The following is a 12,414-nucleotide window of genomic DNA, read 5'->3' as shown; positions in this document are numbered from 1 at the left end:
ATACGAAGTGACAGAGGCTCCGCATGACGCAACCGGCCATTAGGCCAGCAAATTAACAAAGCTAGCTGTGGCGGAGTTTTTGCGGACTCCTTTGGCACTAGGAACGACCTGACCGGTCGCATCAAACTGCATGGAGGCCTCAGCCCCATTGCTGCGATGGGACGAAAGCTGCACACGGGCGGCTTTCTCCGACATGGCCGCCTTGCGCATCTCATTCGCCTGCTGAACTGTTTTAAGTCGCATGGCTGTACCGATCTCGGAAGCTACTGATGTGTCCGACATGATCTATCCTCCCTGATAGTGCATTCTGTATCGCTCTAACCGCCCCTCCTGATACCGAATACAAAAGGAAAAACAAAGCCATTTACGTGCATAGATATGAAAATAACCTTACATAAACCTTATGTTAAGATAAAAAACATGGCGTTATCAAGGTGTAGATATTACAAACATGCCATTAACCCATGAAGGAAAGGAGGTTAGAATCAGCCATGTCTCTCTCCAGCATTACCAGTTCCGCAGCGCATAATTTTGATGCCGGACAAGCCTATGGGCGTGCGCAGCAACTCAGCCAATCCAGCAGTTCCGCCAGTAACGCACTCGCAGGCGAGGGCGACAATAGCGATGCGGTCTCCAGCTTTAGCTCTGTTCTCAACAATGCCATCCAGGGGGCCATCAACACAGGTAAGGTTGCTGAAAGCCAGACAGCTCAAGCCCTTTCTGGCAAAGGCAACATGTCCGACGTCGTAGCCTCTGTGGAGGAAGCCAAACTGACCCTCCAGACCGTCACGACCCTGCGGGACCGGTTCGTCAGTGCTTATCAGGATGTCATGCGGATGTCGGTCTGACCGATACAACAAAAACAGGAGGACAGTTCATGGGACACGCTGTTGATGTTCAGGAAGTCCTACGTCAGACGCTTCTTGTTGCCGTCAAGCTGGGGGCCCCTTCTCTACTGGCCTCCTTGCTGGCGGGGCTTTGTGTATCCCTCTTCCAAGCCATGACACAGATCAGTGAAGCTACGCTGTCCTTCGTGCCGAAATTCATTGCCGCCACAGCCACATTAATCCTGACAGCCTCCTTCATGCATGCCACTATTCATGCTTATGCCGAAATGATCTTTGACCAGCTCATCAAGGCTGGGGGCGTCTGAATGTTATCCCTCTCCGACTTCTTCGGTTCGCCTGATCTAACGGCGCCGCATGGCTCATTACCTGTGCTGACAGGTATGTTTGCCATCATTCTCTGCCGGGTCAGTGCCGTTGTTATGCTGGCACCGGGATTAGGAGAGAGTGGTGCCCCGGCACGGGTGCGGGCTGGCCTCTGCTTAATGATCACTCTGGCACTGTTACCCGTACTCCAAAGCCGCCTGACGGCTGTATCCGGGGAGGCATTGCGGATGCCGGCCATGGCCCTCAAACTGATTGCAGGAGAGCTGCTCTGCGGCTTCTTCCTCGGGGCTCTGGCCCGGCTACTCACCATGTCTCTCGCCATTGCAGGGCAGATCATTGCCGTTTTTACTGGCATGGCCAGTGTCATCCAGACCGATAACCAGCTTGGGGCCTCCAGCACAGCAGTTAGCCACATGACAAGTGCTCTGGTACCCATCATTCTCTTTTCCACTGGCCTCTATGCTTTTCCGCTTCTGGCTCTTTCTGGGTCTTATACACTCTTCCCAGCGGGGCATGTAACAGCCATGATCATCGGGGATATGGCCATAGATATTACCCGGGCTGTCAGCACCAGTTTTCTCATCGCCATGCAATTAGCCGCCCCCTATTTGCTACTCGGGACACTCTGGCCGGCTATGTTGGGTGTGCTGAACCGCCTCATGCCCTCCATACAGGTTTATTCTCTCGCTATTCCGGCCCAGATTCTGGGGGGAATCCTACTCATGGCCCTTCTGATCCAGATTCTGACAGGCACATGGACAGAAAAAATGCAGCTTTACCTTTCCACACTCCCCGGCCTCATGGCCCCCGCTTAACCCCGCATGGCAGAAGAGAATGGCAGCGGGGGCGGTGAAAAGTCACAAGCCCCAACAGAGAAACGCCTCCAAAAAGCCCGAGAAGAAGGGAATATTGCCCAGTCTAAGGAGCTTCTAATCCTTGTAGCACTGGGTACCTTTCTTCTTGTCTTTGCATTGAGCATCCCCGCCTCGGCACGCCGGTTCATGCGGGAAATGAGCAGTCTCTTTCTCAATTTTGGTCGTGTTCCCAACGATCCTGCAGCCTTGTACGGGTTCACTCTCCAAGCCATCATGACAGGGCTACATCTCATAGGCCCACTGGTAGGGACAGGGGCCTGTGCCATATTGATGGGCGGCCTTCTTCAGACTGGGTTCCTCTTCCGACCCGAAGCGTTAAAGCCAGACATCACCCGTCTCTCTCCCCTGAAGGGCATTAAAAGAATTGTTAGCCTCAATAATCTCATTGAGCTGCTCAAAACCATTGCCAAAATCACCGTGTTTGGCCTGATCCTCTATAAAGTGGCCCTCCAGACCATCGCCTTAGCACCACAGACAGAGCGATGGACAACCTATCAGCTTATCGATGCCATGAAATCCTGGTTCATTTATGCGGGCTTTATGGTTCTGGCCATACAATGCGTCATTACCGGGCTGGATGAGGTCTGGTCCCGTTATCACCGTTTTTCCAAACTGCGTATGAGCTTTCAGGACATCAAAGATGAAATGAAGCAAAGCGAAGGTGATCCTCAGGTAAAAAACCGCCTTCGACAACTCCGACTCAGCCGTTCTCGCCGCCATATGAAGAAGGCTGTCCAAGACGCTACGGTTATTGTGGTCAATCCGACCCATTACGCCGTTGCTATCCGCTATGACCAGAATAGTGGCACAGCACCGCAGATCGTAGCCAAAGGGACAGATGAACTGGCCTTCCGCATCCGCGAGGTTGCCCGGGAGGAGAAGATTCCCATCATGTCTAACCCACCTCTGGCACGCGCCCTACATGCCTTGCCGCTGGACAGTGAAATCCCTGAAGAATTCTGGAAACCAGTAGCGACCATCATTGCCTATGTCGTCAGACTCAGAACACCCGGCTCCCGTACAATGCGCTCACCAGAGGCAGAACCACCAAAGCTTTAACACCCTGTTCAGGAAATGAGCATGTTATGTTTGATTTATTCAAAGCCATTTCATAGGGTTTTCTCCTAAATAGCCTTCATCACCAGGTCACAGACAAGGATAGAATCATGGCAGGTGTGTTCAATGCACTTACGACGGCTGTCAGCGGTATCAATGCCCAGTCAGACGCCTTTACCAACCTGAGTAACAATATCGCCAACAGCCAGACAGTCGGTTACAAAGCCAACACGACATCCTTTGCCGACTTCGTGGCTGGCAACATCACAGGCAATTCGGCCTCGCAGGCGGAGTCCAACACGGTTCAGGCCATTACTGTCCAGCATGTCGACAATTCTGGGACAGCCACCAGCAGCAGCAATGGTCTGGCCATGGATATTTCCGGCAGTGGCATGTTCGTTACCTCCAAGCCGACAGGTGCCGGTTCAGCCAATGCAGGCGTAACCAACTTCTCCGAGCAGAAATTCTACACGCGGAATGGTGATTTCCAGCAGGATAAAAAGGGCTATCTCGTCAACACATCTGGATATTATCTGGATGGCTATATGGCAGACTCAACAGGAACGCTGAGCAATATTCTCACCCCCATTAATGTCAGCAACATCGGGTTCAAACCGACAGCCACCACAACCATGACCCTGAATGCGGCTGTCGGAAAGCTACCTGCGGACTCCACAAATTACACACCACAGAGCTATACGACAGCCCCCACCACGACATACGACTCTAGCTCCAACCCGCATAAAATTGCCGTGCAATGGCGGGAGAGCGATACCAACCCGCTTATCTGGAATGTCTCTGCCTATGATGCTGATGGCAACGGCACTGTTGCACCGAACAGCTATCAGGTAGCTTTCGACCACTCTGGTGCTTTATCTTCCATCACCGACCTACAAACGGGTAAGACTGTTGGATCCTCCACCTCTGGCTCCGCTGCGGAAATCCCCATCACCGCCCATTATGCGAATAATGAAGAGCAGACCATGACGCTCTCCCTCGGTACGATTGGCGGTACCAGCGGCACCACTATGGTAACCTCCAACAATTCTGCAGCTCCCAATCAGGCTAATCCCCTTACCCTGTCTGGTACAAAACTGACCATGAGCCCGACCACTCTCGGAACCTCCACGGACAGTCAGCAAAGCTATATGAGTTCCCCGCTGACCATCAGCAGTAAGGACAAAAACGGAACAACCACCAACACGCCTGTTTCCGTAAAATGGACCCAGACAGCCGCCTCCCCGCCTACATGGTCCGTACAGGCTGTTAACCCCTATGACAGCTCCGCCACATCTGCGGTCCAAGCTGACAAAGTTCATTCTGTCGTCTTCAACAAGGATGGCAGCATGCAGAGCTTTGACGGCCAAGCCGTTACCAAGGGCAATCCTGTCACGGCAAATCTGACCATCAATGGCAACAATTACAGCCTGGACCTCTCTAATGCGTCCCTGACAACTGGCACATCCACAGGGGCCGATACAAGTGCCCTGACCAATGACAGCATTACCTCCGGCACCTACAAAGGCGCAGAGATCGAAAGCGATGGCTCTGTCATGGCACAGTTTGACAACGGATACAGCCAGCTCATTGGCAAAGTAGCCCTGACGAACTTCAACAATGTGAACGGTCTTCAGGCCGTGGATGGCCAGGCTTATCTTGCTACAGCACGGTCCGGCACACCCAAGACTGGTCTTGTTGGGGAGAATGGAACCGGGTCTCTCGCCGTTGGATATGTAGAATCCTCTACAACAAATCTGACAGGCGATCTCTCAGCCCTTATCGTGGCGCAGGAAGCCTACAGTGCTAATACAAAAACCGTGACAACAGCGGATAATCTGCTTCAACAGACCATTGCCATGAAGCAATAACTTCCTAAAAATATCCCATAAACTTAAAGGGCGCAGGGGTATAACACCCTCTGCGCCCTTTGACTTTTATAGTCTCACACACCTCGTATGCCAGTTAGGCAGCATCAAGCCTTGATGCGAGAGCGGCCTTTCTTCCCACGGTCATAATGACCTAGCCCGGTTCTGGAGGCCTCCAGCTTCTTCATCGTAGAATAGCTCTCACAAGCCATGGGATAGTCTGGTGATAGCCCCCAATAAACACGGTAACCATCAGGGCTCTGCCGATGCTGCCGTTCAATATGACGCTTCAGCATGCTGAAGGACCCGCCGCAATGCAGACAGATGATCTCATCACTAAAAACGGAATCTTCCGGTGCACAATAAGGCTCGCTCCGGTCTGCAATCCACTGGCCGGGCTTTTCTTTCACTTCCGGGGACATACCCTGCACGAAGTGGCTACCAAGCCCGCTCATGCCATAGCTTTCCTGCTGCGGCAAGCGAGCCGGAAGCCCAGTGAACGACTGGTTGCTACCTTCCTTCTCGGAAACCAGACCAGCTTCCATCTTGCGAGCAAGAGCAGCGATCTCATCGGCTGCACTGGCCATATCATGAATGATACCAACATCTGCAAGACCAGACAGGACATTCAATATCGCACCAGCCCGTTCGGGGTAATGCTGGGATAGTGCCAAAAGAGTTTCTGTCATTACACGCAGACGATCCGCCTGACCGACAATATCACTCAATGTCTGGGATGACGAAAATTCTTGCTGGAACCGTGAGAGAAGACGCCCGATCCCTTTCTCAATGAACGTACTTGCTGATTGTAATGTCATATCCCACTCCCTTCTCCGGCCTACGCCTTGCGCTACATTAAATGATTGTTGCGCCCTTGCCTATAAGACCTTTTTCAAGGCCATTGCTCTAATAAAAGCAAGCTGATCCCAGTTCAAACAGACAAAGCCCATCAATCTGATAAGCATGACCATACTGCAGGAAAAAGCCAAAAAAATGGCCAACATGACCATTTCTTGAAAATAGCCTTCAAAAAAAATAAAGCCCACCGGAAACACTCTCGGCGGGCCTACTTCTAACATCCTAAAAAGACGGGATTGTCATAACTATCCAACAGCATAGTCGCCTGACTACCCTTATAAAGGCAAAAGCAAGGTCATTCCAACATGCTATCCCCGCTGAATGCCACCATACCAGCCATACCTAAACCGATATTTAGGGCGAGTTCGTAAAGACTTCTGTCCTGTCCACACCCTGTAGGGCAAAGCGTGGGGGGGCCGCAACGCCTCATCATTCTGCCTTGCCTATAAGCAGAATCTACCATGCTACCTTCAGCGAGCGCACGTATATCGGAAAGGAAATCCTTCATGCGTCCTTCCGTTTCCGTAGGACAGAAAGAACCAGCTATACGATGCATTAGGCAATCCTTCTCTAAAATTTTGTCATGGTAGACATCTGCCCTCATATCACGTCCTCACGAACCCGGTATACAAGCCAATCATGTCGTAAAGTGCGTAGAAAGCAATCAGAAAGCTTTCCACATAAAGCGTTCTGATGGCCCCCATATAGCATAACATCCTTAAATATATCTTAAATACCCACCGCCAGTGGGAAACTTTTATGGCTATTAAAGGCTATAACAAAAACAACATCTCGGTTTTCTAGCATTTAATACTTTCTACATATCATAACATGGCAAGATCATAACCTAACTGCCAACCTGTTCACGCGATGCAGGAAATATAACATGAACTGTTTCAAACGCTCGGCCATCACCATTAGTCTTCTTGCTATAACCTGTGGCATGTCTCTATCAGCCAAGGCACATGGCTTTTATGGTGGCAGTGAATATCTGCTCAGCCCACCGCCACCGCCGCCACCACCCATGAGAGAGTTCACCCATCTTCCACCGCCACCACCGCCGCCGCCATCCTTCACAAGTACATGGCAGCAGGACCGATACCGCCAAAATGACAAGCCAGCCCCATGGGCAGCCCCACTCTGGGGAAACTATCAGGACCCACGCTTTTCCAGTCAGAATGGCTGGGATGAACCCGCTTTCGTTCCGTGGAACACCTATATCCAGACACAAGCCCCCTATCCTGGTATGACCTACCCTCCAGCACCACCAAGCCGGAGCTGTGTCGATCAGAACTGCACTGGCCCCTGAGCTCATCCTGCCATGCATTTCTGTATTGTCGGAGCCGGCTTCAGCGGAGCCGTTACGGCCCGCCATCTGGCTGAACGAGGCCATCGCATCACCGTCATTGATGAACGCGCGCATTGCGGGGGTAACTGCCACACAGCACGGGACCCGCAGACGGGCATCATGCTCCATCACTATGGGCCTCACATATTCCACACAGCGCAGGAAAACGTCTGGCAGTATGTGCAGCGTTTCGGGAAATTTGCGCCCTACATCAACCGGGTAAAGGCCATCAGTCAGGGCCGGGTCTATACCCTGCCCATCACCTTACTGACCATCAATCAGTTTTTCGGCCGGACCATGCACCCCGCAGAAGCACGGGAATTCATTCACCAACAGGCCGTACAAGACATTACGTCCCCCCGCAATTTTGAGGAGCAGGCCCTCCATATGATCGGCCCTGCCCTCTATGAGGCCTTCTTTAAGGGATACACAACCAAACAATGGGGTCTTCCACCAACCGACCTACCTGCGGCCATCCTGAAACGGCTACCCGTGCGGTTCAACTACGATGACAACTATTTCAGCCATCCTTATCAGGGCATCCCAATAGAAGGCTACACCGCCCTTATAGAATCCATCCTTACCCATCCCCACATCACCGTGAGACTAAACACGGCCTTCGAGACATTCCGGAATCAGAATAATTCAGACCACATAATCTATACCGGCCCGCTGGATCGCTACTTCCGATTCTGTCATGGCCGCCTCGGCTATCGCACGCTGGATTTTGAACGCATTGATGCGGAAGGAGATTATCAGGGAACAGCCGTTATCAACTACTGTGATGCCACCACCCCCTATACCCGCATCAGCGAGCATAAGCACTTCGCCCCTTGGGAAGCGTCCCTCTTCAGCAAAACAGTCTGTTTCCGTGAATATAGCCGCCTAGCCGGGCCGAAGGACACACCCTATTATCCCATCCGCTTGGCCCGGGAAACAACCATGCTAGACCGCTATGTCCGCACAGCCATGGCCACCAGAAACATCTCTTTCCTCGGCCGACTAGGCACTTATCGTTATCTGGACATGGATGTCACCATCGGCGAGGCATTGGAGGCTTGCACCATCATGGACCAGCACCTCGCCTTGGGCAAACCACTCCCCGTCTTCTTCACCGACCCGCATTGAGGCTCATCGGTGAACGGCAGTCAGCCTTCGCTAATGGCCATTTCCAGCCCTTCTAGCACGTTACGGGCTGTATCTATCAATGGCGCAAGGCTGAGGGTGGGGTCCAGTATTGCCCTTATGCCGTACCTCTGCGCCTGATCAGCCATCCGAGCAAACAGCAGTCTATCTTCTGTCTCAACCATGCCAGCCTCCACAGCATTAGCCCGCTGGATCAGCGACCAGAGACGCTGGTTTTTGGCAAGAGCCTGATTCCGCTGGATGACATCCGTCTCATGCGCCGCACTTTCCAATGTGGCAATCAACCGCCGGAAACATTCGGCATCCGCCTCCCTGTCCGACAGGGACGAACTAGCCGCCATGCGGTAAGCGTTCATGGCATTATTCTGATACATATTTCCCCCTCGCAACCTCCCTATCCATCGTACAGGCAGCCATTACGTCACGACTGCCTGTTGTGAACCACCATGTCGTGTCAGATAATTGTCAGCTGGTGGACTGCACGTTGGACAGCGGAATCTCCGCATCACCCATCATCACATTCATCCCGGCACTGCCCTTCTTCATGCCCGTAACCGTACCCCGAACCGTAAAGGGAACATCCGCCGTATTGCCACGGCCATCCACGCTCTTCACGGCAACACTGTAAGCGCCATCACTAAGAGATGTGCCGTTGTCATCCTTGCCATCCCAGCTCCAAGAGGTCTGACCGTTATTCGCCCGTACCACATCGTGATAGACCACCTGCCCAGCACTGTTCGCCACGGAGATACCAACCATCTGCCCAGCCCCAGTCTGGAAGGACAGACCCGCAGACCCAGACTGCAATGGCAATGTAGAGCCAGACACACTGACCTGACGCCCCACCAGCCCTTTATCCTGCGTTAGCTGGGCAGTTTCATTCAGAGAAATAAGCGTATTGAGGTTACTATTAGTCTGCACCTGCTGTTCCACACTGGAGAACTGAGCCAGCTGTGCCGCCATGTTTTCCGTATTCATCGGGCTACTGGGGTCCTGATGCTTTAGCTGGGCCGTAAGCAAAGTCAGAAAGTTGTTTTCATTCTTTGCCATGGAGGCAAAAGCACCTTCTGTACTCCCCGCAGCCGAGCTACTTTGCCCCGCACTGGAGAGAGCAGATGCCCCGCTACGAGCGGCACTATCCGTTGCCTGCTGCAAGGCCAGAAGATTGCTAGAAGACAGTGAATTGACCATGAGACTCTCCCTCCGAGATCGTGCGTCAGACTGAAATATTGAGATAGCCCGTGCGGACGGACCGAGTTGTAGCCGGGGCGGCGACATCGTCCCCCTCCGCCCGGAAAAACGGCTCCTGCTGTAACGGGGCAGAGAGATCACGCCCCTGCTGGGAACGCTGATCCTGCTGCCTGCCACTCTCCCCACCAGCAAAGAAGCCTCCCTCCTGCTGGAAGGAAGACTGACCGGTATGCTGCCCCGATGCCTGATAGCCCCCCTGCCCCTGATGCTGCGATGTGTTCCGGTCCTGCCCCCCGGCCATGTGGCCTGCATCGGCAGGAAGGACATCAATCTTCATAAGACCAGCATGCAGACCGGCTTCATCCAACTGTCTGGCCAGAACATGATGTGTCTTCTGAAGTGCCTCAGTCGTGCCATCATCCTGCCCCTGCAGGGACAGGGCAGACATACCCGCCGCCGAACGGTCCAGCTGAACATGAACTGAGGTTGAATCCGCTGTCGTGACCGTCATGGTCAGTGTTCCGGCCTGTCCTGCCACCGCACGCCCAGTCAGCACCCCTGCAGCGGAACTCCCCTGAAGGGCGAACAGGCCCGTTTCCGAAGTCATCTGCCGCGCCTCAGACGTTACGACACCAGCCGTCCCGCTATGTGCTTCCGGCTGTATGAGGCGACCTTCAGACGTTGTTACAAGGCCAGCAAATGATGAGAGATTACCCGGCATTTCCTGCCCGCTATCTCCAGCAGAAACGTCCGTGCTCACAGTACCGCCATGCCCGGCCATACCCTGCTCACTACCAGCACTCCCTTGCTCCCCACCTCCTGCGAAAGAGAGTTCAGACTCTTTGGGAGACGCCTTCACCATGAGGCTAAAAAGGCTATCTGGCTGCCCTGTAGACCCGTTACGGGTATCATCCTGACGAGATGTGGCAGATGCACCATTCACCATAGATGCCGAAACAGGCAGAATGCCTGCCGTGCTGGGCTGAAAACTCATCGTCTGCACGGTAGGGAATGTCCGGTCCTTCATGGCCTGTGTAGCCGACATCGCTGTAGCAGAAGCCTGAGCGGCCTGTTGCGACGCCATCAGAGTCGTTTCGGTCTGCCTCTCACCGGTGGCATGACCAGATGACACATTGCCATAACCTATGGGCTGCTGCTGACTATGAGAGGAGGCCCCCTCCATTGCGCCAGCGATAAACGACGTCATTGCGGATGTTGGAGCTGTTGCAGCACTTCCCACCGTGCCCATAGACAACAAAGCTTGGGACAAATGGCTTGTAGTGGACGATGCCGACATAGCCGTGGCACTAGCGGTTGCCTGCGTCAAGTTTCCCGCTAAAGCATTCCCCGTCAGGGCCATGCCCAGACCTGCACGAGAAGACTGATCATTATGGCTCAGGGCCTCTATCGACCCCGCATTAGAAAACGCCATCGCCATCCCCGTTCCGCCTGTCTGAGCAGACTGCAGCGCACCAGACGATGAAACCTGAACCGGCTGCGGTGATGCCATGAGAGCCGCTAGAGACAGAGCCTGCATGTTCAGGGATGCAGTGGTCACTTCATCATGACCTTGAGGGCTGCCCTGTTCCTGCTGCTCGGCAGCATGAGGATCAGCACCCGCCTTTTCATCCTCCGTTTTTTCTTCCTCTGCCCGGCTCACTCCGACGGAGGATAAACCAGCCGCCTTATCCTGTGCTTCTACAGCAGAATGTAACGCATCATCTGGCCGCCCTGTGCTCTTTGCCGGCTCATCAGTCCCTTTTTTCTCCGGCACTGTATCCCGCCCGCTTTCGGCTGGTGAGGATATATTTGCTTCACTATGATCGGACGGGGCCTGATCCGCCAGAACGCCGGCAAAGTTCTTCCCGGATGAAGAACGCACACTCCCTCTACCAGCAGGCATGGTCGTTGAAGAACGGCCCGTGCTAGCGGTGGGCAAAGGGAGAGTTGAGAGTGAAGGACGGGGCATTACCATGGCGTTCTCACATTCATTCGGGCAGCATCATGTCTGTTAGGTCAGTTCACTCAACATGCTGTCGACTGCAGCAAAATCGGGCATAAATTCCTCGGGAATCTCCTTCCGGCCGATCTCGATGCAGACCTGCGGAGGTTGCCCCTGAAGATACGCCACCAACACGGTTCGGATCGTCTCGTAATAACGATTATCCATCTTCACGATGGCCCCCATCCGTGAAGCCAGAGGCCCCACGACACCATAAGCCAGCAACACCCCAAGGAAGGTCCCCACAAGGGCCCCGGCGATCATTTCACCCAGAACGGCAGGCGGCTTACTGATGGCAGCCATGGTCTTCACCACCCCTAGAACCGCCGCCACAATACCTAGAGCAGGCAGCGCATCGGAAATACCGGAGAATGATTCAGCGATGTGCAAATCCTCATGCAGGTTTTTCTTCAGCTCCCGCCCCATAATCTCATCCAGCTGGTGGCTTTCATCCAAATTCATGCTGATGAGCCGCAAATAATCGCAGATCATGTCACGGGTTTTTTCATCCTGCTTGATCCGCGGTGAAGTCGCAAAGATGCTGCTTTCCTGCGGCTCCTCAAAGTCATTTTCCAAAGAGGCAATGCCCTTCATATTGGCTTGCCGTAGGAGGCGGTACATCAATGCCAGGAGGTCCATGTAACTCTGCTGGCTGTGGCGAGGCCCTTTCACAACCAGCATCAGATACCCGAAGACCGACTTTAATGCGGCCATGCTGTTACTCATCACAAACACGCCCACAGCGGCCCCGAGAATGGTCAACAGCTCAAACGGCATAGATGCCAGCAAAGGGGCCAGCGCACCGCCTGAGGCCGCAAAGGAACCAAACACGCAAAGCAGTGCAAAAATCAGTCCACCGATATACAGCATCCTATCGTTCCTCTCTCAAAACGGCTTTGGG

General features: G+C 53.6%; 14 protein-coding genes. 7 read left to right on the top strand and 7 right to left on the bottom strand.

What is annotated here, in order from left to right; all coding sequences use genetic code 11:
- Positions 1-39: 39 nt before the first annotated feature.
- Positions 40-282, bottom strand: a complete 243-nt coding sequence (locus tag AL01_RS03965; RefSeq protein ID WP_077396147.1) for a hypothetical protein — start codon at positions 280-282, stop codon at positions 40-42.
- A gap of 209 nt (positions 283-491) precedes the next feature.
- On the opposite strand from AL01_RS03965, the gene fliE reads away from it, so the two are divergent.
- From fliE to AL01_RS03940, 5 genes are all read left to right on the top strand, one after another.
- On the top strand, positions 492-848 hold the full coding sequence (gene fliE, locus AL01_RS03960) for a flagellar hook-basal body complex protein FliE (protein ID WP_077396145.1): 357 nt from the start codon (positions 492-494) through the stop codon (positions 846-848).
- Between the two features lie 29 nt (positions 849-877).
- Positions 878-1,153: an EscS/YscS/HrcS family type III secretion system export apparatus protein gene (locus AL01_RS03955; RefSeq protein ID WP_077396143.1), complete on the top strand. Its 276-nt coding sequence runs from the start codon at positions 878-880 to the stop codon at positions 1,151-1,153.
- On the top strand, positions 1,154-1,987 hold the full coding sequence (locus AL01_RS03950; protein ID WP_241502691.1) for a flagellar biosynthetic protein FliR: 834 nt from the start codon (positions 1,154-1,156) through the stop codon (positions 1,985-1,987).
- Positions 1,988-1,993: 6 nt separating this feature from the next.
- On the top strand, positions 1,994-3,106 hold the full coding sequence (locus AL01_RS03945) for an EscU/YscU/HrcU family type III secretion system export apparatus switch protein (RefSeq protein WP_077396141.1): 1,113 nt from the start codon (positions 1,994-1,996) through the stop codon (positions 3,104-3,106).
- Positions 3,107-3,213: 107 nt separating this feature from the next.
- On the top strand, positions 3,214-4,971 hold the full coding sequence (locus tag AL01_RS03940) for a flagellar hook-basal body complex protein (protein ID WP_077396139.1): 1,758 nt from the start codon (positions 3,214-3,216) through the stop codon (positions 4,969-4,971).
- Between the two features lie 104 nt (positions 4,972-5,075).
- Here the strand turns inward: AL01_RS03940 and AL01_RS03935 are convergent, their stop codons facing one another.
- Together AL01_RS03935 and AL01_RS03930 are read right to left on the bottom strand one after the other, a co-directional pair.
- Positions 5,076-5,786: a MucR family transcriptional regulator gene (locus AL01_RS03935; RefSeq protein ID WP_077396138.1), complete on the bottom strand. Its 711-nt coding sequence runs from the start codon at positions 5,784-5,786 to the stop codon at positions 5,076-5,078.
- A gap of 335 nt (positions 5,787-6,121) precedes the next feature.
- Entirely contained in the window at positions 6,122-6,334 is a 213-nt protein-coding gene (locus AL01_RS03930; protein ID WP_143280676.1) for a hypothetical protein, read from the bottom strand.
- A 378-nt stretch (positions 6,335-6,712) separates the two neighbouring features.
- Between AL01_RS03930 and AL01_RS09375 the strand changes: the two genes are divergently transcribed.
- Positions 6,713-7,135 (top strand): hypothetical protein, encoded by a 423-nt coding sequence (locus tag AL01_RS09375; RefSeq protein WP_077396135.1) that lies wholly within the window; start codon positions 6,713-6,715, stop codon positions 7,133-7,135.
- A gap of 12 nt (positions 7,136-7,147) precedes the next feature.
- Entirely contained in the window at positions 7,148-8,302 is a 1,155-nt protein-coding gene (gene glf, locus AL01_RS03920) for a UDP-galactopyranose mutase (RefSeq protein ID WP_077396133.1), read from the top strand.
- Between the two features lie 20 nt (positions 8,303-8,322).
- On the opposite strand, the gene AL01_RS03915 is transcribed toward glf, so the two are convergent.
- From AL01_RS03915 to motA, 4 genes are all read right to left on the bottom strand, one after another.
- Positions 8,323-8,694 (bottom strand): flagellar biosynthesis regulator FlaF, encoded by a 372-nt coding sequence (locus tag AL01_RS03915; RefSeq protein ID WP_077396131.1) that lies wholly within the window; start codon positions 8,692-8,694, stop codon positions 8,323-8,325.
- Positions 8,695-8,785: 91 nt separating this feature from the next.
- Positions 8,786-9,511 carry a flagellar hook assembly protein FlgD gene (locus AL01_RS03910; protein ID WP_077396130.1) on the bottom strand — a complete coding sequence of 242 codons (726 nt, stop codon included), beginning with the start codon at positions 9,509-9,511 and terminating at the stop codon, positions 8,786-8,788.
- 25 nt (positions 9,512-9,536) lie between these two features.
- Positions 9,537-11,486 carry a hypothetical protein gene (locus AL01_RS03905; protein ID WP_143280675.1) on the bottom strand — a complete coding sequence of 650 codons (1,950 nt, stop codon included), beginning with the start codon at positions 11,484-11,486 and terminating at the stop codon, positions 9,537-9,539.
- Positions 11,487-11,522: 36 nt separating this feature from the next.
- Entirely contained in the window at positions 11,523-12,383 is an 861-nt protein-coding gene (gene motA / locus AL01_RS03900; protein ID WP_077396127.1) for a flagellar motor stator protein MotA, read from the bottom strand.
- Positions 12,384-12,414: the final 31 nt, after the last annotated feature.

It is taken from the genome of Bombella intestini (assembly GCF_002003665.1).
Taxonomy (GTDB): Bacteria; Pseudomonadota; Alphaproteobacteria; order Acetobacterales; family Acetobacteraceae; genus Bombella; species Bombella intestini.
The sequence above is the reverse complement of the archived record's forward strand: the minus strand, read 5'-3'. Positions and strand labels throughout refer to the sequence as shown.